23 protein-coding genes are annotated in these 22904 nt (G+C 73.6%); 9 read left to right on the plus strand and 14 right to left on the minus strand.

The genetic code is table 11. From position 1 onward, the window contains the following. Positions 1-74: 74 nt before the first annotated feature. Positions 75-1406, plus strand: a complete 1332-nt coding sequence (locus AC069K_RS00065; RefSeq protein ID WP_478610482.1) for an N-acetylmuramoyl-L-alanine amidase — start codon at positions 75-77, stop codon at positions 1404-1406. A 123-nt stretch (positions 1407-1529) separates the two neighbouring features. On the opposite strand, the gene AC069K_RS00070 is transcribed toward AC069K_RS00065, so the two are convergent. Then, positions 1530-2669: an aminoglycoside phosphotransferase family protein gene (locus tag AC069K_RS00070; RefSeq protein WP_478610484.1), complete on the minus strand. Its 1140-nt coding sequence runs from the start codon at positions 2667-2669 to the stop codon at positions 1530-1532. Between the two features lie 232 nt (positions 2670-2901). Here AC069K_RS00070 and AC069K_RS00075 point away from each other — a divergent pair, with 232 nt between their 5' ends. After that, positions 2902-4395 carry a DNA-binding protein NsdB gene (locus AC069K_RS00075; RefSeq protein WP_478610486.1) on the plus strand — a complete coding sequence of 498 codons (1494 nt, stop codon included), beginning with the start codon at positions 2902-2904 and terminating at the stop codon, positions 4393-4395. A gap of 91 nt (positions 4396-4486) precedes the next feature. On the opposite strand, the gene AC069K_RS00080 is transcribed toward AC069K_RS00075, so the two are convergent. Next, positions 4487-5920, minus strand: coding sequence for a PP2C family protein-serine/threonine phosphatase (locus AC069K_RS00080; protein ID WP_478610488.1), 1434 nt, complete (start codon positions 5918-5920; stop codon positions 4487-4489). A gap of 608 nt (positions 5921-6528) precedes the next feature. Here AC069K_RS00080 and AC069K_RS00085 point away from each other — a divergent pair. Beyond that, positions 6529-7404: an ATP-grasp domain-containing protein gene (locus AC069K_RS00085; protein ID WP_365103286.1), complete on the plus strand. Its 876-nt coding sequence runs from the start codon at positions 6529-6531 to the stop codon at positions 7402-7404. Then, positions 7401-8237 (plus strand): ATP-grasp domain-containing protein, encoded by an 837-nt coding sequence (locus tag AC069K_RS00090; RefSeq protein WP_478610490.1) that lies wholly within the window; start codon positions 7401-7403, stop codon positions 8235-8237. The genes AC069K_RS00085 and AC069K_RS00090 overlap by 4 nt, the downstream gene beginning before the upstream one ends. Here the strand turns inward: AC069K_RS00090 and AC069K_RS00095 are convergent. Further along, positions 8185-8811, minus strand: a complete 627-nt coding sequence (locus tag AC069K_RS00095) for a histidine phosphatase family protein (protein WP_365103282.1) — start codon at positions 8809-8811, stop codon at positions 8185-8187. The genes AC069K_RS00090 and AC069K_RS00095 overlap by 53 nt on opposite strands. Positions 8812-9019: 208 nt before the next feature. Then, a complete protein-coding gene (locus tag AC069K_RS00100) occupies positions 9020-9682 on the minus strand; it encodes a transcriptional regulator (RefSeq protein WP_478610492.1) in 663 nt (220 codons plus the stop codon). 195 nt (positions 9683-9877) lie between these two features. Here AC069K_RS00100 and AC069K_RS00105 point away from each other — a divergent pair, with 195 nt between their 5' ends. After that, positions 9878-11065, plus strand: a complete 1188-nt coding sequence (locus AC069K_RS00105) for a cytochrome P450 (RefSeq protein ID WP_478610494.1) — start codon at positions 9878-9880, stop codon at positions 11063-11065. 12 nt (positions 11066-11077) lie between these two features. Further along, positions 11078-11269 (plus strand): ferredoxin, encoded by a 192-nt coding sequence (locus tag AC069K_RS00110; protein WP_358836672.1) that lies wholly within the window; start codon positions 11078-11080, stop codon positions 11267-11269. A 58-nt stretch (positions 11270-11327) separates the two neighbouring features. On the opposite strand, the gene AC069K_RS00115 is transcribed toward AC069K_RS00110, so the two are convergent. Together AC069K_RS00115 and AC069K_RS00120 are read right to left on the minus strand one after the other, a co-directional pair. Continuing rightward, on the minus strand, positions 11328-11780 hold the full coding sequence (locus tag AC069K_RS00115; protein WP_478610496.1) for a nitroreductase family deazaflavin-dependent oxidoreductase: 453 nt from the start codon (positions 11778-11780) through the stop codon (positions 11328-11330). Between the two features lie 115 nt (positions 11781-11895). After that, positions 11896-12387, minus strand: coding sequence for a DUF2269 family protein (locus AC069K_RS00120; protein WP_478610498.1), 492 nt, complete (start codon positions 12385-12387; stop codon positions 11896-11898). 439 nt (positions 12388-12826) lie between these two features. Here AC069K_RS00120 and AC069K_RS00125 point away from each other — a divergent pair, with 439 nt between their 5' ends. Next, on the plus strand, positions 12827-13558 hold the full coding sequence (locus AC069K_RS00125; protein WP_478610500.1) for an SDR family NAD(P)-dependent oxidoreductase: 732 nt from the start codon (positions 12827-12829) through the stop codon (positions 13556-13558). A gap of 27 nt (positions 13559-13585) precedes the next feature. Here AC069K_RS00125 and AC069K_RS00130 read toward each other — a convergent pair whose 3' ends face one another. After that, on the minus strand, positions 13586-13822 hold the full coding sequence (locus AC069K_RS00130; protein WP_358836676.1) for a hypothetical protein: 237 nt from the start codon (positions 13820-13822) through the stop codon (positions 13586-13588). A 177-nt stretch (positions 13823-13999) separates the two neighbouring features. Continuing rightward, positions 14000-14497 (minus strand): MarR family winged helix-turn-helix transcriptional regulator, encoded by a 498-nt coding sequence (locus tag AC069K_RS00135; RefSeq protein ID WP_478610502.1) that lies wholly within the window; start codon positions 14495-14497, stop codon positions 14000-14002. Positions 14498-14596: 99 nt separating this feature from the next. Between AC069K_RS00135 and AC069K_RS00140 the strand changes: the two genes are divergently transcribed. After that, positions 14597-15235 (plus strand): NAD(P)-dependent oxidoreductase, encoded by a 639-nt coding sequence (locus tag AC069K_RS00140; protein ID WP_478610504.1) that lies wholly within the window; start codon positions 14597-14599, stop codon positions 15233-15235. Between the two features lie 9 nt (positions 15236-15244). Here the strand turns inward: AC069K_RS00140 and melA are convergent, their stop codons facing one another. The 6 genes from melA to AC069K_RS00170 all read right to left on the minus strand — a co-directional run bounded on the left by melA (position 15245) and on the right by AC069K_RS00170 (position 21926). Beyond that, positions 15245-16591: an alpha-glucosidase/alpha-galactosidase gene (gene melA / locus AC069K_RS00145; protein ID WP_365103261.1), complete on the minus strand. Its 1347-nt coding sequence runs from the start codon at positions 16589-16591 to the stop codon at positions 15245-15247. Beyond that, positions 16588-17592 carry a carbohydrate kinase family protein gene (locus tag AC069K_RS00150; protein ID WP_478610506.1) on the minus strand — a complete coding sequence of 335 codons (1005 nt, stop codon included), beginning with the start codon at positions 17590-17592 and terminating at the stop codon, positions 16588-16590. Before AC069K_RS00150 ends, melA begins: the two co-directional genes overlap by 4 nt. Before the next feature lie 114 nt (positions 17593-17706). Beyond that, positions 17707-18594: a carbohydrate ABC transporter permease gene (locus AC069K_RS00155; RefSeq protein ID WP_478610508.1), complete on the minus strand. Its 888-nt coding sequence runs from the start codon at positions 18592-18594 to the stop codon at positions 17707-17709. After that, the gene (locus AC069K_RS00160; protein ID WP_478610510.1) at positions 18591-19610 is read right to left on the minus strand and encodes a carbohydrate ABC transporter permease; all 1020 of its coding nucleotides are present in this window, start codon (positions 19608-19610) and stop codon (positions 18591-18593) included. The genes AC069K_RS00155 and AC069K_RS00160 overlap by 4 nt, the downstream gene beginning before the upstream one ends. 11 nt (positions 19611-19621) lie before the next feature. Then, positions 19622-20974 carry an ABC transporter substrate-binding protein gene (locus AC069K_RS00165; protein ID WP_478610512.1) on the minus strand — a complete coding sequence of 451 codons (1353 nt, stop codon included), beginning with the start codon at positions 20972-20974 and terminating at the stop codon, positions 19622-19624. A 346-nt stretch (positions 20975-21320) separates the two neighbouring features. Further along, positions 21321-21926 (minus strand): class I SAM-dependent methyltransferase, encoded by a 606-nt coding sequence (locus AC069K_RS00170; protein WP_478610514.1) that lies wholly within the window; start codon positions 21924-21926, stop codon positions 21321-21323. A gap of 144 nt (positions 21927-22070) precedes the next feature. On the opposite strand from AC069K_RS00170, the gene AC069K_RS00175 reads away from it, so the two are divergent. After that, the gene (locus AC069K_RS00175; protein ID WP_478610516.1) at positions 22071-22901 is read left to right on the plus strand and encodes an alpha/beta fold hydrolase; all 831 of its coding nucleotides are present in this window, start codon (positions 22071-22073) and stop codon (positions 22899-22901) included. The last annotated feature ends 3 nt before the right edge of the window (positions 22902-22904 follow it).

The following is a 22904-nucleotide window of genomic DNA, read 5'->3' on the forward strand; positions in this document are numbered from 1 at the left end:
GACGCGCCCTCACCCGGGGTCACACAGTGTGCGCGCACCGCACCCCAGGTGAACTCCCCGCAGGAAGGGCCGCCATGACATCCCCGCACAGGACCAGGCTCGCGCTCGCACTGACCGCCACCGGGGCCTTCGGCCTCGCCCTCCTCGCCCCCACGTCACCGGCCGGAGCCCAGCAGCCCGCCACCGAGTGCCCGCGCGTCCTGTCCTGCGACTGGGTTCCGGCGGCCTACCAGCAGAACGGCGACCCGGCCAACAAACAGGCGTACGGGAACTACGACATCGCCGACCGGCCGTCCACCAACCCGGTCAAGTACATCGTCCTGCACGACACCGAAGAGGACTACGCCGGTACGATCCGGATCTTCCAGGATCCCCGGCGGGCCGTCTCCGCCCACTACGTGGTGCGCTCCTCGGACGGCCATGTGGCGCAGATGGTGAAGACCAAGGACGTCGCCTGGCAGGCCGGGAACTGGTACGTCAACACGCACTCCATCGGCATCGAGCAGGAGGGCGTCGCCGTGGAGGGCGCCACCTGGTACACCCCGCAGATGTACCGCTCCACGGCCGCGCTGGTGCGCTACCTCGCCGCCAAGTACGACATCCCCCTCGACCGTCAGCACATCATCGGCCATGAGAACGTGCCGCCCACCACGGCCGGGGGCACCAAGAACATGCACTGGGACCCGGGCCCGTACTGGGACTGGAACCGCTTCATGGCCGTGCTCGGCGCCCCCACCCACCCCACCGCCCGCCCCGGCAGCCAACTGGTCACCATCAGCCCCGCGTTCACCGCCAACCAGCAGGTCTTCCGCGACTGCGAGAAGAACACCGACCTGCCCCTCCAGGGCAGCAGCGCCGTCCCCCTGTACACCGAGCCGTCCACGACCGCCCCCCTGTTCCCGGACCCCGGCCTGCATCCGCCCGGCCAGTCCGGCACCAACTGCGTCAACGACTGGGGCAGCAAGATCAGCGCCACCCAGCAGGCCGTGGTGGCCGAGCGCAGACCCGGCTGGACGGCGATCTGGTGGTACGGCCAGAAGGCCTGGCTCCGGACGCCCGGACACAGCCGCACCACCACCCCGACGGCCGGCCAGGTCGTCCGGCCCAAACCCGGAGTGGCACAGGTGCCGGTGTACGGCGTGGCCTACCCCGACAGGGCCGACTACCCGGCCGACTTCACCGCCCCGCGCGTGGGCGCCCCGCTCCCGTACACCATCAAGGCGGGCCAGTCCTACCCCGGCGGCGGCGAGGCGCCCAGCGGCTACTTCTACGCGCCGACGATCGACTCCTCGCTCCCGTACGACCACACGTACTTCCCCGGCACGGCGAAGTACGTCACCGTCCAGATCGGCCACCGCGTCGCCGTGGTGCGGGCCGCCGACGTGGACGTCGTACGGGTGCGCTGAGGGAGGGCGCCCGCACACGGCGGCGCGCCGCGCGCCCGGTGTGTCGGCACCGGGAGCGCGGCGCGCCCCTTTCCCGGACCCCTCCGGCGGAGCAGGCGGCCGGAGGGGTCCCTCACGCGGCGGTCAGCGGGTCCCGACCGCCGCACGCACGGCCCGACGCGCCATCGCGCAGTCGTCGTGCAGCCTGCGCAGCAGCAACCGCTGCTGCTCTCCGGCCGAGGGCACACCCGGCTGCTGCGGCGAGGCGGTGCCCGAGGGCGTCGCATCGCGCATGGCGCGCTGTACGGCCGTCTCGTACGTCCGGATCTCCCGGGTCAGTACGAGCATCAGGTTCACCAGGAAGGCGTCCCGCGCGGCCGGGCCCGCGGCCTGGGCCGCCTGGCTGATCTGGCGCCGGGCCACCGGAGCGTCCCCGAGCACCGCCCACAGCGTCGCCAGGTCGTACCCCGGCAGATACCAGCCGGCGTGCTCCCAGTCGACGAGCACCGGGCCCGCGGGCGACAGCAGGATGTTCGTCAGCAGCGCCTCACCGTGCGAGAACTGCCAGGTGACCGGGCGGCCGGCGTGGGCCAGACCGTGCAGCAGCTTCTGGAGGTCGCTCAGATCCCGGTCGGTGAAGAGCCCGAGCTCGTGGTAGCGGGCGATCCGTGGCGCGTACTCCAGCGGCCGGGTGAACATCTCGGCCGGCGGCCGCCAGTCGTTGACCCGACGGATCGCCCCGAGGGCGGCCCGGATGTCGGCCCGGGGCGGCGCCTCGACCGGGTGCCGGGCCAGGGCCGCCGCCCGGCCGGGCATCCGCTCGATGACCAGGGTGCAGTTGTCCGGGTCCGCGGCGATCAGTCGGGGCACTCGCACGGGTGGGCGGTGCCGGACGAACGCGCGGTAAGCAGCTATTTCGTGCCGGAACCGCTCGGCCCAGGCGGGCGAGTGGTCCAGGAGGCACTTGGCGACCGCCGTGGCCCGGCCGGTGGTGCCGACCAGCAGCACGGACCGGCCGCTGCGCCGCAGGACCTGCACCGGGTTGAACTCCGGGCAGATGCGGTGCACGGACGCGATGGCCATCCGCAGCTGCGCGCCCTGCGGGCCCGACAAGTCGATCCTCCCGCTGAGCGGTTGGACGCCCGCCCCGGGGCGGCGCGCGGACCGGCCGGCGCCGAGCGCCGCCGGAGCGGCGTGCGTGGGGTCGAGGTAGGGTCCGCCGCCCGTCACCAGGTGGCGGTGCGGCCGGGGCGGGGCTGACACGGAGGACGATGCTGTGTACATGGGCGAGACAGATCCCTTCGTGCGCCGACGAGTTGCTGGCCAGCCCGGCCCGGTGGCCCGATCCCACCCTGGGGAATGGGGTCCGCCTGCCGGGGCGGGGTGGCGCCTTCTTACCTGACACCCGACCGCGGGTGGCACACCATCTGGCGCACCCTGGCGAACCCTGGCGAATAGTCCCACCGCATCTGACAGGGGGTTACTGTCAACTCAGCCGAGAACCTGGGGGCTTGAAGTGAACGGACAACCCAACACTCGCCTGAACGACCTCTTCGGCCTCGCCGGCTGGTCCAAGGGCGAACTCGCGAGGCTGGTGAACCGGCAGGCGGCGGCGATGGGCCACCCCCAGCTGGCCACCGACACCTCCCGGGTGCGGCGGTGGATCGACATGGGGGAGTCCCCGCGCGATCCGGTGCCGAGGGTGCTGGCGGCGCTGTTCACCGAGCGGCTCGGCCGTGTCGTGACCATCGAGGACCTCGGTTTCGACCGGCAAGGGCGCACCGGGAAGCGGCGGGACGTCGGACCCAAGAACAACCCCGACGGCCTTCCGTGGGCGCCTGAACGGACGGCGGCGGTCCTCACCGAATTCACGGGAATGGACCTCATGCTCAACCGACGCGGTCTGGTGGGTGCGGGCGCCGCGCTCGCCGCAGGCTCCACACTCAGCAGCGCCATGCACGACTGGCTGCACACCGACCCCGTACTCGCGGCCGACGCCCCCCGTTTCGACGATCCCCTGCACGCCGACCCCGCCGGGTACGACCGCTATGAGGCCGCCCCGATCGGGTCGCAGGAGATCGGCGCGCTGGAGCGCTCGGTGGAGGTCTTCCGCGCCTGGGACGCGTCCCGGGGCGGCGGACTTCAGCGCAAGGCCGTGGTGGGTCAGCTCAACGAGGTGGGCGGCATGCTCGCCTACCGTCACCCCGACCATCTCCAGCGGCGCCTGTGGGGCGTCGCCGCCAACCTGGCCGTCCTGGCCGGCTGGATGTCCCACGACATCGGCCTCGAACCCACCGCCCAGAAGTACTTCGTCATCGCCGCGCACGCGGCCCGCGAGGGCGGCGACCGTCCGCGCGCCGGCGAAGCCCTCTCCCGCGCGGCCCGTCAGATGGTCCATCTGGGCCGTCCCGACGACGCGCTCGACCTCATGAAGCTCGCCAAGTCCGGTTCCGGCGACGAGACCCTGCCGCGCACCCGGGCCATGCTGCACACCATCGAGGCCTGGGCGCAGGCGTCGATGGGGCAGGGGCAGGCGATGCGGCGCACCCTCGGCGAGGCCGAGGAGCTCTTCGTCTCGGACCGGGGCGACGTCCCCCCGCCCAGCTGGATGCAGATGTTCGACGAGGCGGACATGCACGGCATGCAGGCGCTGGCGTTCCGTACGCTCGCCGAGCACGACCCGAGCGCCGCGAACATCGCCGCCCGCCATGCGAAACAGGCGCTCGAACTCCGGGTCAACGGGCGCCAGCGCTCGAAGATCTTCGACTACATCTCCCTCGCCTCGGCGTGCTTCATCGCCGACGACCCCGAACAGGCGGACCGCTACGCCCGGCTGGCCCTGGTGTCGATGGGGGAGACCTCCTCCCACCGCACCTGGGACCGGCTGCGCGAGATGTACCGGCTCACCGGGCAGTACTCCGGATTCCAGAAGATCCAGGACCTGCGCGAGGAGATCCAGCTGGCCCTGCCGAAGGCGCCGACGCGCCGGAGCGGGAGCATGGACCTGTAAAGGGCGGGCCCGGAGCACCGGACCCGCCCTCGTCCCACCAACCGTCCACTCGATCCGTATCGCCCTCAACCGACCTCTGCCGCCGGGGCGTTCACGACCCGATGCGTGCCACCAGTACGCAGGCGTCGTCCTCGCGGTCCGTCTCGCCGAACTCCTCGACCACCATGCGCACCCCGTCCTGCGCGGTGCGGATCGTGTCGAGGCGGGGGGCGAGCTCCAGCAGCCTGCGGCACCCCGGCTCGTCCGAGGTGCCCCGCCGGGTCAGCCCGTCGGTGTGCAGGACCAGCAGGTCGCCGGGCCTCAGCTGCACCTCGGCCTGTCCGTACCCGGCTCCTGACGTCGCTCCGAGGAGCACCCCGTCCGGGGACGTCAGCGCGCACCCCGTCCCGCCGCGGAACAGCAGCGGGGCGGGGTGTCCTGCCTGGGCCCAGGAGAGGACGCGGGTGGCCGGGTCGTACTGGCAGCAGACGGCGCTGCCCAGGGCCGGCTGGACGGAGTGGTCGAGGAGCTGGTTGAGGTGGCCCATGAGGTCGCCGGGGCGGATGCCCGCGACCGCCATGCCGCGCAGCGCGCCGAGGAGCATCGCCATGGCGCCGGTGGCGGTCACGCCGTGGCCGGTGAGGTCTCCGACGGTCAGTAAAGACCTGCCGTCGGGCAGTTCCAGCGCGTCGTACCAGTCGCCGCCGATGAGCGCGCTGGTGGCGGACGGCAGATAGTGCGCCGCGACGTCGAGCGCCGCCGGGTTGCCCTGGGGCAGCCGCAGCGAACCGCGCCAGGGCGGCAGGACGGCTTCCTGGAGCTCGACCGCGAGGCGGTGCTCGGTCCTGGCGATGTGCCGCTCGCGGGCCAGCGAGTCGCGCGACTCCCGGACGGCGCGCTGGCTGCGGCGCAGCTCGCTGACGTCGCGCAGCACGGCCCACATCGAGGCGGTGCAGCCGTCGGCGTCGAGGACCGGCTCGCCCATCATGTGCAGGGTGCGCACCCGTCCGTCGGTGCGCACGATCCGGAACTCGCCGTCGATCGGCTTCCCGTCGACCAGGCAGTCCGTCACCATGGCCGTCAGCAGCGCCTGGTCCTCGGCGAAGACCATCGACGGCAGTTCGTCGAGCGACATCGCCCCGCTCCCGGGGTCCCGTCCGAAGATCTGGAAGAGCTCGTCGGACCAGTCCACCGCGTCCGTGAGCAGGTTCCACTCGGCGCTGCCCACCCGGCTGAGCAGGGAGCCGGGCAGCGGGTCGGGTTCGGAGCCGGGCGCCGGCTCCTCCTCGACGGCCTCCTCCGGCGCGGGCTCGGGCAGACCCTCCTTCAGCTGGTCCAAGTGCGTGCCGAGGTCGTCGAGGTGGTGGACCGCCAGATCGCACAGGGCGCGCTGCCAGCGGCCGTGCGCGTCGTCGTCCACGACCGCGTCCCGCCGTACGGCGTCCACTCCGCCGCGGAGCCGGCGGGTCTGTGAGATCAGCGCGTCGACCGTTTCCCGCTCCGGCGGTTGCGGGCTGGGACGGTCCGCGAACAGATGGGACGGCATGACGTACTCCGATACAGGCGCGGCACTGCAAGTCGGAAGGATGGACCGGTAACGACTGTTGCACAGGGAGCGAGGCCCCGTAAGGGATTTGGCAACACTCGATACGGTGGTGCTTCCGGCATATGCCTGGGGCCTTCCGTGGGCGATCAGCGCACGCGCCGCCGAACCGGGAAACCACGGACGCGCGCGCCTCAAACCACCAGTACAGCACCGATGCGGAGGGGAAAGGGCGCCCAGGGCGTTCCCGCGCCCCCTCCGAAGGCGGCGCACCGCGGCGCGACCGCGCCCGGCGGCACGGCCGTGACCCGCCCCCACACGCCGAGTGCCGCCGGGACGAGGGTGATCGGGCCGGGGCGCACGGCGGGGCGGCGCGCGACCGCCGGTCAGCCAGTGCGCCCACGAGGGGGGTCGGGCGCCCGTCGCGGCCCGTGACGGGAGCGTGAGCGGCAGGGGCGCGCGTTGCCTTCTCCGGGGACCGCGCTGACCTGCGCCGGAACCCGTTCCGGGGCGGGGAGCGAGGTTCCTGCCCGTTCATGACATCCTGTGTCGTCACAGCTCGCCGGACAGATGGGATCGGCGGACGTCCGGGGGGTTACAGGGGAAGGTCGATGAGGCTCTGCTTTCTGGTGGAGGAGCACTACCGCCACGACGGCATGCCGGTGGAGGTGATCCGCCAACTCGTCGCCTGGGGCCATCGGGTGGACGTCCTGCGTCCCGGCGGTTCCCTGCTGCGGATGTCCGAGGCGGTCACCGCGGGCAGCCATGACGCCTGGGTGCTCAAGACGGTGTCCGGTGGCCCGGGGCTCACGCTCCTGGAGGCCGCCGCCGCGGTGGGCCTGACCACCGTCAACGACGCCCGGTCGATCCGGGGCGTACGGGACAAGGCGCTCGCGGCGGCGATCGGCCGCAGCCGGGGCCTGCCGATGCCGACGACGTACGCGGCGGCCGTCCCCGGACTCCTCGCGGAGATACCCGAGTCCGAGTTCCCGCTGGTGGTCAAGCCCGCCGACGGCAGTGCCGGGCGCGGAGTGTGCCTGGTCCCCTCGCCGGACCGGCTCGCCGCCATGACGGAGGAACTGGCGGGCCAGGGCATGCTGGTGGCCCAGCCGTACGTGCCCAACGCGGGCGTGGACCTGAAGGTGTACTGCGTGGGCGGTGAGCTGTACGCCACCGAGCGCCGCTCCCCGCTCCACCCCGACCACGCGGTCCGCGAGCGGCAGGTGGCGCTCCCCGCCGAGGTGGCCGCGACCGTCGCCCGGGTCGGCGCGGTCTACGGCCTGGACCTGTACGGCGTGGACGTGCTCCTCGGCCCCGACGGGCCGGTGGTGGTCGACGTGAACGACTTCCCCAGCTTCCGCCAGGTCCCCCAGGCGGCGGCGCGGGTGGCGCGGGCCGTGCTGGAACTGGCCCGCACCGGCCGCGCGAGCGCCCCGGACGTCTTCCCGGCCGCCATCATCCCCGAGCAGCCCGGGGCGGCCGTATGAGGATCGGTCTCCTCACCCCCGAACCCGGCCATCCGCTGCTCGCCGCCACCACCGCCCTGCTCGCCCGCGAGCACGTGGTCGAGGCGGTCGACCCGGCCTCGGCGCCTCCGGACCGCGTCGCGGACGTCTACCTGCTCAAGTCCCGTACCCCCCGGGCCCTCGCGCTCGCCCGGGAGTTGGAGGCGCGCGGGGCCGCGGTGCTGAACTCCGCGTCCGCGACGGGCCTGGTCCAGGACCGCACGGCGATGGCCGACCGCGCCGTCCGGGCCGGGCTGCCGTTCGCCGCGTCCCGCACCTTCGCCGCGCTCGCCCCGCTGCCGGACGACCCGGACCTCGGCTATCCGCTGGTGGTGAAGAGCCGGCACAGCCGCCGCCACGACCTGGTGGCCCGCGCCGACGACAGCGCGGGCTTGCGGGCGCTGGCCGAGGAGTGGGCCGGGGAGCCGGTGGTGGTGCAGGAGTTCGCCCCCAACAGCGGCTGGGACCACAAGCTGTGGGTGATAGGCGACCGGGTCTTCGCCGCGCTGCGCCGCTCCGAGCTCGCGCCCGGGGGCCGCGGCCCCACCCGCCCGCTGCCGCTGGACGCGCTGCCGCCCGGCTGGGCCGCGCTGGCGCTGCGGGTGGGGGAGGTGTACGACCTGGACGTGTACGGGGTCGACATCGTCGACGCGGACGGCGGTCCGCTCATCGTGGACGTCAACGCCTTTCCCGGGATCCGGGGTCAGCTCGGCGCCCCCGAGGCGCTCGCGGAGCTGGCCCTGGCGGCGGGGAGCGGACGGCTCATCCCGAGGCCGCGGGCACGTGCCGCGGGGGAGTCGTGTTCCACGCCGTGAGCACCGGCCGTCCGTGCTCGGTCCCCAGCCGCGACACTGCTCCGGTGCCGAGCAGGAACAGCGCCCCGGAGGTGGCGGGCAGCCCGAGGTAGCGGGCCGTCAGGACGCGCAGGAAGTGCGAGTGGGCGACGAGGGCCACATCGCTCCCGGTCTCGGCGTCCCCCAGGGCTGCCCTGGCCTCCGCGAGCACCCGGTCGGCCCGTTCGCCGACCTGCTCGGCGCTCTCGCCCGGGTGCGCGGCGGGCCCGGGGGCGACCCCGTCCGTCCACAGGTTCCAGTTCGGGCGCTCGCGCTGGATCTCGGGCGTGGTGACGCCCTCGTACCCGCCGTACTCCCACTCGCGCAGGTCCGGCCGCACCCGCGCGGCGGTGAGGCCGGCGAGTTCGGCGGTGCGCCGCGCCCGGGCCGCCGGGCTGACCAGGGTGAGCCCGATCCGGTGCCCGGCGAGCAGCGGCGCCACCGCGCGGGCCTGGGCCTCGCCGTGCTCGGTGAGCGGCAGGTCGGTGTGGCTGGTGTGCTGCCCCGTCAGGGTCCACGCCGTCTCGCCGTGCCGGATGAGGATCAGCTCGCCCATGGATCGTTCCCGTTCTCCGCGACGGGCCCGACGGGCTCCTCCCGCCGGACCGTGTACGGCACAACCAAACGGTACCGGAGGGCATTCCGGCAGGTGGGACCGGTGGCACGGGTCACGCTCAGGGGGTGAGCAGGGCGGCGCCTGGAGCCGGTGAGGGCCGGACGCGCGCGGGAGCCGCGTCAGCGGGCGCGGAGGGCGCTCCGCGCGCTCACCGGTCGGCCAGCGTGTTCCAGAACATCGCCTCGTACGTCTGGAGCAGACGGCCGTAGCGGCGCGCCGACACCGCCTCGGCCCCGGAGCGGACCCCCGAGGCGACCGCGGCCAGGGCCTGGCGTTCCAGGTCGGGCGCCGGCTCGGCGAAGAAGTCGAAGAAACCGCACGCCTCCTCGGAGAAGCCGTAGCGGACGCGCAGCGCCTCGGCCACGGTGGCGCAGTAGCCGCCCCACGCCGCGAAGTTGGCGGTCAGCGCCAGGGCGACCGAGGGCGGTTCACCGTTCAGCGCCAGCCAGGCCACCTGGGCCGGATACGCCTGGCAGCCGGCCAGCGGCTCGTACCGCGCGACGCTGTCCGCGTCGAGCCCGCAGGCGCTCTCATACGCGCCGAGCCGCTCCAGGGCGATCCGTTCGCCGGCGGCGAGCGAGGCGAAGAACTCCGCGCACGCCGGGTTGCCCGCGTCCGCCGAGCGTTCGGCGAGGAAGCCGAAGGCGCGCAGGTCGGAGCCGATGACATGGCGCTGCTCCAGAGCCAGCGCGCCCAGTGTGTGGATCGTCGCCGAGCCGTCCGCGATCCGCGGCACCAGCCGGTTGGCGTCCTTCGCGGGGGCCAGCTCCGCCGTGATCCGCTCCACCAGTTCCCGGGCCGTGTCCGCCATACGGGACCCCTCTTCCGTGTGCGCTCGTGCCGCCCAGACTCTCACGCGGGCACGGGGGGCGAGGGCCGGACCGGGCGGAAACCGGCCGGATCGCGCTGGGCGGGTGATTCGGCCGAACTGCGCGTAGACCATTTAGCTGCCTTGGGCATGTAGTGGAGATCGGCAAGACGGACTCTTCGCTTGCGAGGTTCACCCATGACCGGAACCGTCTCCTTCCCCCAGGACCGCACCTGCCCCTACCACCCGCCCACCGCGTACGAGCCGCTGCGCCAGGCCGGTCCGCTCTCGCGGGTACGGCTCTTCGACGGCCGCGCCGCGTGGTTCGTGACCGGCCACGCCGAGGCTCGGGCGCTGCTCGCCGACCCGCGGCTCTCCTCCGACCGGCTCCGCCCGGACTTCCCCGTCGCCACCGAGCGGTTCGCCGCGCTCAACGAACGCCGTACCGAACTCCTCGGCGTGGACGACCCCGAGCACCGCACCCAGCGCCGCAAGGTCGTCCCCGGTTTCACCCTCAAACGCACCGCCGCCCTGCGCCCGATGATCCGCGCGACCGTGGACGGGCTCCTGGACGCCCTGGTCGAGAAGGGGCCGCCGGCCGACCTGGTCACCGCGTTCGCGCTGCCGGTGCCGTCCATGGTGATCTGCGCGCTGCTCGGCGTCCCCTACGACGACCACGACTTCTTCGAGGAGCAGTCCCGGCGGCTGCTGCGCGGTCCGGCCCCGGCCGACACCCAGGACGCCCGCGACCGGCTGGACGCCTACTTGGGCGAACTGATCGACCGGAAGGTCCGCGAGCCGGGTGACGGGCTGCTCGACGAGCTGGTCGAGGACCAGATGCGCACCGGCGGCATGGACCGCACCGAACTGGTCAGGATGGCGGTGCTGCTGCTCGTCGCCGGGCACGAGACCACCGCGAACATGCTGTCGCTGGGGACCTTCACGCTGCTCGAACACCCCGAGCGGCTGGCGGAGCTGAGGGCGGACCCCTCGCTGACGCCGGTCGCGGTCGAGGAGCTGATGCGGTTCCTCTCCATCGCCGACGGCATCCCGCGGGTGGCCACCGAGGACATCGAGGTGGCCGGGAGCGTGATCCGCGCCGGCGAGGGCGTCGTGCTCGCCACCTCCATGATCAACCGGGACGGCTCGGTCTACCCGGACGCCGACACCCTCGACTGGCACCGCCCGGCCCGCCACCACGTGGGGTTCGGCTTCGGCATCCACCAGTGCCTGGGGCAGAACCTGGCACGGGCCGAGATGGAGATCGCGCTGGGCGCCCTCCTCGCGCGGTTGCCGGGGCTGCGGCTGGCGGTGCCCGCCGACCGGATCCCGTTCAAACCGGGCGACACCCTCCAGGGGATGCTGGAACTCCCCGTCACTTGGTAGTGGAGTGGGCTCATGAGGATCAGCATCAAGGACGACGTCTGCATCGGCTCGGGGCAGTGCGCCCTGACGGCGCCAGGGGTGTTCACCCAGGACGACGACGGATTCAGCGCGTTGCTGCCGGGGCGCGCGGACGGCGGGGGCGACCCCATGGTCCGCGAGGCGGCCCGCGCCTGCCCGGTGCAGGCCATCTCGCTGGAGGACTGACGCCGCGTACGGGGTACGGCACGGGACGCCGCGCCGTACCACCTGGTCCGCGCGGTCGTCAGTGGCCGGTGTGCCGCAGACGGACGATGGGGATGTCCCGCTCGGTCCTCTTCTGGTAGTCCGCGTACGGCGGGAACACCTCCACCAGATGCGGCCACACCCGCGCCTTGTCCTCGGGGGAGAGGGTCTCGGCGCGGGCGGGGAACCGCTCGGTGCCGATCCGGACGCTGACGTCCGGCTCCTCCCGGAGGTTGAGGTACCAGAGCGGGTGCTCGTCGGACCCGCCCTTGGAGGCCACGATCAGATAGTCGTCGCCGTCGCGCCCGTAGATCAGCACGGTGCGGCGTACGGTGCCGGTGCGCCGGCCGACGTAGTCGAGGAGCAGGCACGGGGCGCCGTGCAGGGTCGTTCCCCTGGTGCCGCCCGACTCCTCGTACAGCCGGGCCTGTTCGGCCACCCAACCGGTCGGGCTGATCTCCACCGCGCCGCCGTCGCCGGGTTTCAGAGCCACTGGGTCCTCCTTCGCCGAGGGTGAGTCGCCTTCCAGCCTGCCTCACGGGACGGGGGCGTGCCGTCGGGGCGCACCGGGGCGGCCGGAAACGGTCCCTCGCGCCCCGGCGCGACCGTCAGCCTCCGGTGGTGGATCCGGGCCGCAGGACCATGAGGACGGTCACCGCCGCCCACAGGAGGTTGAACACCCCGGTGTACATGGCCAGTTGGACGGTGCGGCGCTCCTCGGCGGTGCTCGCGGGCGCGGTCCGCGCCTCGGTGGCGGCGGTGTCGAGCCCGGTGAGTATGGCGTCCTGGCGGGGCAGGACGAGCGCGATGAGCGCGACCGCCGCGAGCGTCGTCAGGACGATGGAGACGATCAGCCAGGTGTCGCCGAGGATGCGCATGTTACTGGCCGTGGCGAAGCCGAAGACGGGCACCGCGACGCCCACGAGGGCGTAGACCCGGCAGATCCGGTACAGCAGCCGCACCGACGCGAGCGCCTGCGCGTCGCCGGGCGCGGCCAGGGCCCGCCGGGCGGTGGGCGGGAACATGCTGGCGGCCACGGCGACCGGTCCGACGGCGAGGATCGCGGCCAGGATGTGCACGGTGAGCAGGAACTTCGTCACGGGGGAGCGCTTTCGTACGGGCGGGCGGGCTTCCGGACGAAAGCCCCGGCCGACGTTATGACGTGCCCGGGCGGCGGAGAAGTGGCGGAAGTGCCAGCCTCCAACCGATTCTCGCCAGGGCCGTGGGGGCGCCCACAGGTTCCGCAGTCCATTCCGGGACCGCTCGTCTGTGACCGTCCGTCCGGGACCGTCCCTCTGGGACCGTCCCTCTGGGACCGCTCGTCCGGGACCGCTCGTCCGGGACCGTCCGTCCGGGACCGCCCTGGGCGCATTCGGTGTCCCGGTCCGGTGTCCCACGGATTTCCGCCGGGCCCGCGGATCGCGCCCGGCGGTTCGCGTTCGTCCACAGGCCCCGGAGCGCTGTCGGCGCCCGGCCCTACGATGGGGGAAAGATCACTTCTGCGGGAGTGGTCGTCCGCCCGGCGCCGGAGGTCCTTTCGTGGAACAGAGGTTCGTCACCGTGGTCACCGGCGGCAGCCGGGGGATCGGCGCCGCGGTCTGCGCCCGGCTGGCCGCCGACGGCCACGACGTGGTCGTGGGCTACCGCTCGGACGCGGAAGCCGCCGAAGCCGTGGCCGAACAGGTGCGGAGCGAGGGCCGCGCGGCCCTCGCGGTGGCGGTCGACACGGCGGACGAGCACGCGGTGGACCGGCTCTTCGACGCCGCCGCCACGCTCGGCCCGGTCACCGGGCTGGTCAACAACGCGGGCGTGAGCGGCCCCAACGGCCGTCTCGCCGACGCCGACGCGGAGGGGATGCGCCGGGCCGTCGACGTCAATGTGCTCGGCTATCTGCTCTGCGCCCGCCGGGCCGTGCGCGACATGGCGGTGCGGGGCGGCGGGTCCGTGGTCAACATCTCCTCGGCCGCCGCCACCCTGGGCAGCCCCGGTCAGTACGTGCACTATGCCGCCACGAAGGCGGCGGTCGACGCCATGACGGTCGGCCTCGCCAAGGAGGTCGCGGCCGACGGGATCCGGGTCAACTGCGTGGCGCCGGGCATCATCTGGACCGGCTTCCACGAGGACCCGCAGCGCCCCGCGAAGCTCGCCGGCGCCATCCCGATGGGCCGCGCCGGGCGGCCGGACGAGATCGCCGGAGCGGTCGCCTGGCTCCTCTCCGAGGACGCCTCGTACGCGACGGGCACCGTCATACGGGTGGCTGGCGGGATGTAGCGGGCGCCCGGCTCCCGCGCCGCGGTGTCAGGAGACGGGTCCGGGCGAGGGCGTCGGGTCCGGTACGGGGTCGGGCCCCGGCGGGTTGGGCACGGGATCCGGTTCCGGTACGGGCAGGGGCCCCGGCAGCGGTCCCGGCTCGGGCGCGGGCGGGCCGGGCGTCGGCCCGGGCGTGGGCGGCACCGGATCGGGGCGCCCCGGCGTCGGGCCGGGGGTGGGCCCCGGCGTGGGCGGGTTGGGGTCGGGGTAGGGCGGCTGGGTCATGGAAACCTCCTGCTTACGCGGGCCGATGGGCGCGGCGCCGGCCCGCGCGCCCGGGAACGGGCCCCGGGCCGACGTCGTGTCCACTGTCTCCTCCAGCACGTGCCCACGCGCGTCGGCCGTACTCCATCCGTCACCCGCCGCACACCGCGACGGGTTCGCCCGCGCGGGTGGCCGGGTTCAGTCCACGCCGTCCCCGAGGGATTCGAGGAGTTCGCGCAGGGTGTCGGCGAGGGCGACGCGCCGGTCCGGGGCGAGCGCGGCGAGCAGCCGCTCCTCGGTGGCGAGGTGGTCGGGCAGGGCCAAGTCGATCAGCGCGCGGCCCTCGGGGGTGAGGGCGACCTGGACGACCCTGCCGTCCGTGGGGCTGGGGGAGCGGGTCACCAGACCGCGCTCCTCCAGCTTGTCGAGGCGCTGGGAGACGGCACCCGAGGTGACCATCGCGGAGCGCATCAGCTCGGCGGGCGTGAGCAGATGGGGCGGCGCGCTGCGGCGCAGGGTCGCGAGCACGTCGAAGGAGGCGGGGTCGAGACCGTGCTCGGCGAAGGTGCGGCGCAGCTCGGTCTCGATGAGCCGGGAGAGGCGTTTGAGCCGTCCGATCACCGCCATCGGCGACACGTCGAGGTCGGGGCGGCGCTCGCCCCACTGCGCGAGCAGCAGGTCCACATGGTCGGTCACGGATCCACCCTAGCCAATCTCTTAGCGATGAGATACTTTTCTCTTAGCGCTAAGGGAACTTCTCGCGGCGACCGGACCACCCAGAAGGAGCGGACACTCATGCGCATCACCGTCTTCGGAGCAGCGGGCAACGTCGGCAGCCGCGTCGTGGCCGAGGCCGTCGCCCGGGGGCACGAGGTCACCGCCGTCGTGCGCGACCGGGCCCGCTTCCCCGAACTCCACCCGGCGGCCCACGCCCGTACCGGTGACGCGACCGACGTCGAGGACATAGCCGGGCTGAGCGCCGGCCAGGACCTGGTCGTCAGCGCCACCCGGCCCGCCCCCGGCAGCGAGGGCGACCTCGTCACCGTGACCAAGGCGCTGCTGGCCGGGCTCGCCGGGACCGGTGTGCGGGTGCTGGTCGTCGGCGGCGCCGGCACCCTGACCCTGCCGGGCAAGGACGGCGCCACCGTCGTCGACGACCCGGACTTCCCCGCCGACTGGCGGCCCATCGCGGACGCCTGCGCCGAGCAGCTCGCCGTCTGCCGCGCGGAGACCGAGGTCGACTGGGCCTACCTCAGCCCCGCCGCCCTCCTGGAGCCTGGCGAGCGCACCGGCGCCTACCGCCTGGGAGCGGACGAACTCGTCGTGGACGGGAACGGCGAGTCCGCCATCTCGATGGAGGACCTCGCGGTGGCGCTCCTCGACGAGGCCGAGGAGCCCCGCCACCACCGCACCCGGTTCACCGTGGCGTACTGAACCGCGCGCTCAGTGCCCGAGCAGCACCCGCAACTCGGGCTGGAGCAGCTCCCCGTGGGCCTGTACGAGGTCGTCGCACAGATCCCAGATCCGCTCCACCGTCAGCGTGGCCGCGGTCGCCGCGTCGGTCATCGCTGCGTGCCGCACATGCCGGGGCTCGCCCTCGGTGGCGGCCCGGACCACCAGATCGGTGACGCTCGCGTACGTGCGGTTCAGCGCGGCGCACTGCGGCGGGAGAGGCCCCACATGGGTCGGCTGCACGCCCGAGGCGTCGACCAGGCACGGCACCTCGACCACGCAGTCGGCGGGCAGATTGGGGATCAGGGAGCTGTTGGGGACGTTGCCGTAGATCGTGCGGGGCGTGCCGGTGACGATGCTGTGGACGATCTGCGGGGCGTACTCCATGGTGCCCTCGACCGGCAGCGGCCGGCCCGCCGCCAGGGCGTTGCGGGTGCGCTCGTAGCTGACCGTGTTGTCCTCGATGATGTCGAGGTACGCGCCGATCGGCAGCCGCAGCCGCTCCACCTCGCTGTCGTGGTGCAGATACCACGGCACGTACTCGGAGGAGTGCTCGCTGGTCTCGGTGGGGTAGTGGCCGAGTCTGCGGTACATGTCGACGCGGACCCGGCGCAGCAGTTCGCGGTCCTTGTCGATGGCGGCGTCCAGGAGCGGGTGCAGATCGCGGCCGTCGCGCTCGAAGCGCAGCACCCACGCCTGGTGGTTCATCCCCGCGGCCAGGTACGACACCTCGGAGAAGTCCACCCCGACCAGCTCGGACAGGTCGTGCATCGTCCAGTACACCGAGTGGCACAGGCCCACCGCCTTCAGCCGGGGGGCGATCCGGTGCAGATAGAGCAGGTTCATCGCCATCGGGTTCGTGTAGTTCAACAGCCAGGCGTCCGGGCACAGTTCGGCCATGTCCTCGGCGATCCCGCGCAGCACCGGGAAGGTGCGCAGCGCCCGGAAGACACCGCCGATCCCCAGCGTGTCCCCGATCGTCTGGCGCAGTCCGTACCGCGCGGGGACGGCGAAGTCGGTACGGGTCGCCGCGTTCATGCCGACCTGGACGGTGTTGATCACGAAGTGCGCGCCGTCGAGCGCGCCGCGCCGGTCGGGGTGCGCGGTGACGACGGGCGCGACCTCCAGCGCCCCCGCGATGTGCCGGGCCGCCGCCTCGGCGGTCGCCAGCCGCTCCGGATCGATGTCGTGCAGCGCGATCCGCAGCCTGCCGAACTCGGGGAAGGCGAACAGGTCGGCGAGCAGCCCCTGGGTGAACACCACGCTGCCCGCGCCCATGAAGGCGATCTTCACTTCGGCCGGTCCGGCCATCTCGGTGACCCCTCTCGTCTCGGTCATGCGTGAACTCCCGTACCTTCCCTGGCTCCCGGGCCCGGGACGTGGGCGACGGCCTCGTCCCAGGTGGGCTGGGCCGCGGTGCCGCCGCGGCCCCGCGTGGACAGCGAGCCGCAGGCCGCGGCGACGGCCAGCGCGTCCGCGAGGCCGAGCCCGCGCAGCACCGCGGCGACGAATCCGGCGTCGAAGCTGTCCCCGGCCCCCACGGTGTCGAGCGGCTCGACGGGCAGCGCGGGCACGGCCGTCACGCGCGTCCCGTCGTGCGCCAGCGCGCCCCGGGCGCCGTTCTTGACCACGACGAGCGGCCCGCGCCGGGCGAGCGCGGCCGCCGCCTCGGCCACCCCTCGGGCGATCCCGGTCAGGGCGCGCGCCTCGGCCGCGTTCGGCAGCACCTGGTCCGTCACCTTCAGGACCGGGTCGAGGAGCTCCGGGTCCCAGCGGCCGGAGGGGTCGTCGTTGGTGTCGAGCGAGGTGGTCGCGCCGAGCTCGCGCGCCCGCCCGAACAGCCCGGCCAGCGCCCCCGCGAGCCTCGGCATCAGGAAGAAGGAGGCCGCGTGGACGTGCCGGGTCGAGGCGAGCAGCGCCTCGGGGACGTCCCCGGGTCCGGTCGCGGCCAGACAGCCGGGCGCGGTGAGGATCGCCCGGTCGGCGCCCCGGGTGAGGACGGCGGTGAGCGGGGTGGCCCGGTCGGGGTCGGTCGTCAGGGCCGAGGTGTCGACTCCGCGCGCGCCCAGGGCCGTACGGACGAAGGCGCCCGCCGGGTCGTCGCCGACGCGGCCCGCGAACGCCACGCGCAGCCCGAGCCGGGCCGCCCCGCACGCCATGATCGCGGCCGAGCCGCCGAGGACGAGGTCGGCCCGCTCGACCAGTTGTTCGCGCTGGCCGTAGGCGAGGTCGCGCGGTACGGGCCCGAGGACCACGTCCGGGTTGGCGTCGCCCACGACGAGCAGGTCGAAGGGGCGAGAAGAGGGCGGGGGTGCCGGTGGCAGCGGTGGTGACGGCATGGCGAAGGGCTTTCTGGTCCGGGGGAGTGGAGTCGGGGGGAGCCCCGCCGGGCGGGGGCCCCGGCCGGTGTCGGTGTCGGTGGCGGGCGGAAGGGCGAAGAGGGCGGGGCCGCCTCAGCCCTTCAGTCCGCTCGACGTCAGCGACTGGATGAAGGTCCGCTGGGCGAACAGGAAGGCGAGCAGGACCGGGAGCACCGTGATCACATTGCCCGCCATCACCGCCGCCCACTGCGTGTGGTGCTGCCCCTGGAAGGTGGTCAGCCCCAGTTGGAGGGTGTACTGGGTGTCGTGGTTGATGGCGATCAGCGGCCAGGACAGGTCGTTCCAGGTGGCGAGGAAGGTCAGGACCGCGACCGTGGCCAGGGCGGGCCGGGCCAGCGGCAGCACGATCGAGAAGAGCACCCGCAGCCGTGAGCACCCGTCGATCCAGGCGGCCTCCTCCAGTTCCCTGGGCAACGTGAGGAAGAACTGCCGGAAGAGGAACACCGCGAACGGGGTGACCAGCGACGGCACGATCAGCGCGCCCAGCGTGTCGATCAGCCCCAGCCACTTCATCACCAGGAACGTGGGGATCATCGTCAGCTGGAACGGGATCACCATCGTCGCCAGCATCAGCGCGAGCAGCGCCCGCGAACCACGGAACCGCATCCGGGCGAAGGCGTAGCCGCCGAGCGAGCCGAGCACCAGGTTCGAGCCGACGGCGACGGCCGAGACGATGCAGGAGTTGGCGAACCAGCGCGGGAACATCGCGTTGCCCAGCACATAGCGGTACCCGCCGAAGTCGATCCCGCGCGGCCACAGGGCCGGGGGGAAGCGGTTGATCTCGGCGTTGGTCATCACCGAGCTGAGCACCAGCCACACCAGCGGCAGCGCGAAGACGAGCGACAGCGGCGCCAGCAGCAGGTGCCAGGGACTGAAGGGCAGCCTTCGCCGCCGGACGGCGCGCGCCGCCGGCGCCGCCGCGGGCGCCGCGCCCTCGCCGACCATGGTGGAGGCCGTCATCGGGCCGCTCCTTCCGCGCGCAGGGGCCCGGCCGCGCCGCCGGTGGCGCGCTCGCGGTGGCGCCGGTAGAGCGTCACCGCCGTGCCCGCGAGCAGCAGGGCGACCGCCAGGACGTACGCGGCGGCGGCGCCGTAGCCCGCGGTGAACGTGCGGAACGCCTGCTGCCAGACGAAGTACACGATGACCGTGGTCGACTCCAGCGGCCCGCCCTTGGTCGTCACGTACACCAGGTCGAAGACCTGGAGCGAGGTGATCAGCTGCCACAGCACCAGGAACGCGGTGACCGGGGCGAGCGTCGGCAGCGTCACGTACCGCAGCACCTGCGCCCGGTTCGCCCCGTCCAGCCGTGCCGACTCGATGAGTTCGGCGGAGACGTCCTGGAGCGCGGCGAGGAAGACGACGACGCAGAAGCCCGTCCCGCTCCACAGCGAGATCGCCAGCAGCACGTACAGCGACTGGCCCGGGTCGGTGAGGAACCCCTGCGGGGAGACGCCCAGCTTGTGCAGGATCGAGTTGGCCGCGCCGAACTGCGGGTCGAAGATGAAGGAGAACAGCACGCCCTGGGCCGCGGCCGAGATGACGAACGGCAGGAAGACGAGCGTGCGGTAGACGCCGACGAAGCGGATCCGCCGGTTGAGGGCCAGAGCCAGCGCGAGCCCCCCGGCCAGGCTGAGCGGCACGTAGACCGCCGCGTACGTCAGGGTGTTCTCCACCGCCTTGCGGAAGCCCGGGTCCTTCGACAGGGCCCGGTAGTTGTCCAGGCCGACCCAGCGGCCGGGGGTGACCAGGTCGTCGGCGCGGAACGACAGCAGCAGCGACCAGACGACCGGCACGACACTCAGCCCCAGGATCACCAGGACCGACGGGGTGATGAACGCCCAGGCGGTGGCGGTCTCGCCGCGCGCCCGTCGGCGCCGGGCGCGGCGCCGCTCGGCCGGCTCGGGTCCGGCGGGCCCCGGGCCGGCCGGGGCCAGGGTGAGCGGGCGGGGCGCGCCCGTACGGGATCCTCGGTCCACGACGACCCTCCTCATCGGGGAATCAGCAGGGCGGCGTCGGCCTTGTCGGCGCACCGGCGCACCGCCTTGGCGGGGGAGGCGCGGCCGAGCAGCACGGACACCACGGCCTCGCCGGTGGCCTGGGAGATCTGCGGATAGGCGGGGTGGATGGGCCGCACCCGTGCGGTCTCCAGGGCCTTGGTGAACACCGGGAGGCCGACGGTGTCGGCGGAGTGCCGCTGCCAGGCGCTCTCCCGCTCGGTCCGTCTGCTCAGCGGCAGACTGCCGCCCCCTATGTCCCACCGCACGTCCTGCGCCGGAGAGATGAGCCAGCGGACGAACTCCACCGCCGCCCTCGAACGCGCGCCGCCGTTGTCGAAGACGGTCCAGGTGTCCGGCCCGGAGATGGTCAGCGGCCGGCCGCTGTAGGTGGGCATGGGCACCACCTCGTACGGCAGCTTGGACTCCACGATGTTGGGCAGCTGCCACGGCCCGGTGATCACCATGCCCATCCGGCCGGAGACGAAGACCTGGTACATCTGCTCGCTGCCGGGTTTGGGATCGATGTAGACGCTTCTGTCGGCGACCAGGTGGGCCACCGTCTCCAGGGCCCGCCGCCCGGCCCCGGCGAAGCCGATGCTCTTGCCGTCCGGGGCGATCACGTCACCGCCGAGGTCCCAGATCATCGGCCACAGCCGCCACACGGTGTCCTCGTCGCCCGCGCCCGGCCAGGCGGTGCCGAAGACGCCGTGCCGGGCGTCGGTGAGCTTCCTGGCGGTCGCCACGAACTCCGGCCAGGTCCAGCCGGCCTTCGGCAGCGGGATGCCGGCCTTCCGGAAGAGCGTGGTGTTGCAGGCGACGGCGAGCGAGTCGAGCAGCGAGGGCGCGGCCCGTACCCTGCCGTGCAGGGTGACGGCCTCCCTGACGGAGGGCCAGAAGTCGGCCCACGGCGGTGAGCCGCCGTGCAGCGCGCCGGTCAGGTCGACGACCTTGGGGCTGCGGGCGATGCTCGCGAGGTCCGAGCCGAAGATGTACGCGATGTCGGGGTAGGCGCCGGCCGCGAGCGCCGCCGTCACCTTCTGGAGCATGGCGTCGGCGACCACGCCGCCGCCGCTCGCGTTCACCCGGATGCGGGACTGCGAGCGGTTGAAGTCGGCGGCGAGCGCCTCGATGGCCTTGCTGCCGATCTCGTTCTGGCCGTGCCACATCTCGATGGTGACCCGGCCGTCGGGGCCGACGCCGTCGGAGGTGGTCGCGGCGCAGGCGTCGAGCAGAGGAAGGGCCGCGGCCCCGGCGACGACGCCCGCCCCGGTGCGCAGCACCCGGCGGCGCGGGAGGCCCGGGACGGGGTGGGGCTTGCTGGTGCGGTCCTGACCGGCGGGCATGGTCGTCCATCCCTTAGCGGGCGCGCCCCGCCTCGGACGCGGGACACACGTCCTGGCGACTCGGGCCGGACTCCGGATCGGGTCGGGATCCGCTACCGGCTGGGCGCACCTCTCGAAGCGACGGGCCGCACAAAGGCCCGGCACTGGCTGGATGAAAGCGCCTCGGGGAGCACGCGTCAAGTACCCGAGAGGGCCCGCCGTCCGCGTGCCGCGGGGCACCACGCGCCCCCGTGTGGCGCAACAGCGCGCTTTCGGCCGGGACGGGTCCGCTTTCGGCCCACCCAGCGGTACGGGAGGGCCAACGGGCCGGGGACAAGGGACGGGTGGGGGTCCGTGGCGTGCCGGGTCAGGGAGCGGTGAACACTAGCTCCGACCAGCGCACCCCGGGGCGCCCGTGCAGATCGGCCCGCCCGCCCCGGTGGACGAGCCGCAGCCCCGCCGCCCCGGCGAGCGCGAGCGTCTCGGCCTCGGGCACGTCGAACATGCGGCGCCCGGGCGGCACCGGACCGCTGCGCACGGTCATCGCCAGGGTGCCGCCGGGGGCGAGCAGCGCGGCGACGCTCCGCATGCCGCGGGCGCGTTCGGCGGCGTCCAGGTGCATCCACACGGCGGTGAGCAGGACCAGGTCGAACCGCTCGCCCCGCCCGGCCAGCACCGGCAGCCCGGGCAGCGCGTCGTCCAGCCAGGTCAGGGCGGTCTCCGCGTGCAACCGCGCCCCGTGGCGGCGCAGTTGGGCGGTGGGCTCGACGGCGGTGACGGTGTGGCCGAGGCGCGCCAGCGCCGCCGCGTCCCGCCCGGTCCCGGCGCCCAGGTCCAGGACCCGTCCGGGCGGCGCCGGGTAGAGGTGCAGCAGCGCGCCGTGGACCTCCTCGAAGGTGACGCTCTCGTACTGCTCGGCCAGCGCGTCGGCGTCCTCGCCGTAGCCCTGGGTTCCGGCGACGCTGTCGTTCATACGGTCAGGCTAAACGATCAGTCGGGACGCGGGCGGGGCCATGACCTGTGACGTCATCGACCAACGGCCCGCGCCCTGCGCACCATTGGTCCCACAGACACCGCCCGCTCCCGGGCGGTGAACGAGGGGGAAGGACCCGGCGTCATGCCGTACTTCGAGACCACCACCGACGGCACCCGTCTCCACTACGTCGACTACGGCCCCCGCGAAGGGCGTCCCGTCGTCTTCGTCAACAGCTCCTACTTCGGTACCGAGATGTGGGAGTTCCAGATGCTCCCGCTGGCCGCCGAGGGCTTCCGGTGCGTCGGGCTCGACCGGCGCGGGCACGGGCGCTCCGACGACGTCTGGGACGGCTTCGACCTCGACACCCTCGCCGGGGACCTCGGCGCGCTCCTCGACCACCTCGACCTCACCGGCATCACCCTGGTGGGCCACTCGCTCGGGACCGCCGAAGTCGTCCGCCACCTCACCCTGAGCGGCGGCGGCCGGGTGGCGCGGATCGCCCTGGTGGCCGGGATGGTGCCCGGTCCGGTCCGCTCGGCCGATCACCCCGAGGGCGTCGCCCCGGCGCTCCTCGCCGCCGGGAACGAGGTCTTCCGCAAGGACCGGCCGGGCTTCTTCGCCCGGGGCGCGGCCCCGTTCTTCGCCCTGGACCGGCCCGGCAACGACCTCTCGCCCGCCATGGTCCGGTACTGGGAGGACCGCTGCGCCGGCGCCACGGCCCGCGCCGCCAACGCCCTCGGCGACCTCGTGGCCACCTTGAACACAGCCCCCGAACTCGCCGGGATCGACGTACCGGCGCTCGTCGTCCACGGCACCCACGACGCCTCCGCCCCGATCCACCTGACCGGCGAGCGGGCCGCGCGGCTGATCCCCGACAGCACCTTCCACGTGTACGAGGACGCCGGCCACGGTCTCTTCGTCACCCACGCCGACCGGCTCACCGCCGACCTGCGGGAGTTCGCGGGCCGCTGACGG

The sequence above is a fragment of the Streptomyces sp. NPDC043908 genome (assembly GCF_056435525.1).

Coding starts and splice junctions, on each gene's coding strand:
- AC069K_RS00065 (WP_478610482.1), top strand. CDS start 75: ATGACATCCCCGCACAGGACCAGGCTCGCGCTCGCACTGACCGCCACC.
- AC069K_RS00070 (WP_478610484.1), bottom strand. CDS start 2,669: ATGTACACAGCATCGTCCTCCGTGTCAGCCCCGCCCCGGCCGCACCGC.
- AC069K_RS00080 (WP_478610488.1), bottom strand. CDS start 5,920: ATGCCGTCCCATCTGTTCGCGGACCGTCCCAGCCCGCAACCGCCGGAG.
- AC069K_RS00085 (WP_365103286.1), top strand. CDS start 6,529: ATGAGGCTCTGCTTTCTGGTGGAGGAGCACTACCGCCACGACGGCATG.
- AC069K_RS00090 (WP_478610490.1), top strand. CDS start 7,401: ATGAGGATCGGTCTCCTCACCCCCGAACCCGGCCATCCGCTGCTCGCC.
- AC069K_RS00095 (WP_365103282.1), bottom strand. CDS start 8,811: ATGGGCGAGCTGATCCTCATCCGGCACGGCGAGACGGCGTGGACCCTG.
- AC069K_RS00100 (WP_478610492.1), bottom strand. CDS start 9,682: ATGGCGGACACGGCCCGGGAACTGGTGGAGCGGATCACGGCGGAGCTG.
- AC069K_RS00105 (WP_478610494.1), top strand. CDS start 9,878: ATGACCGGAACCGTCTCCTTCCCCCAGGACCGCACCTGCCCCTACCAC.
- AC069K_RS00110 (WP_358836672.1), top strand. CDS start 11,078: ATGAGGATCAGCATCAAGGACGACGTCTGCATCGGCTCGGGGCAGTGC.
- AC069K_RS00130 (WP_358836676.1), bottom strand. CDS start 13,822: ATGACCCAGCCGCCCTACCCCGACCCCAACCCGCCCACGCCGGGGCCC.
- AC069K_RS00140 (WP_478610504.1), top strand. CDS start 14,597: ATGCGCATCACCGTCTTCGGAGCAGCGGGCAACGTCGGCAGCCGCGTC.
- melA (WP_365103261.1), bottom strand. CDS start 16,591: ATGACCGAGACGAGAGGGGTCACCGAGATGGCCGGACCGGCCGAAGTG.
- AC069K_RS00150 (WP_478610506.1), bottom strand. CDS start 17,592: ATGCCGTCACCACCGCTGCCACCGGCACCCCCGCCCTCTTCTCGCCCC.
- AC069K_RS00155 (WP_478610508.1), bottom strand. CDS start 18,594: ATGACGGCCTCCACCATGGTCGGCGAGGGCGCGGCGCCCGCGGCGGCG.
- AC069K_RS00165 (WP_478610512.1), bottom strand. CDS start 20,974: ATGCCCGCCGGTCAGGACCGCACCAGCAAGCCCCACCCCGTCCCGGGC.
- AC069K_RS00170 (WP_478610514.1), bottom strand. CDS start 21,926: ATGAACGACAGCGTCGCCGGAACCCAGGGCTACGGCGAGGACGCCGAC.
- AC069K_RS00175 (WP_478610516.1), top strand. CDS start 22,071: ATGCCGTACTTCGAGACCACCACCGACGGCACCCGTCTCCACTACGTC.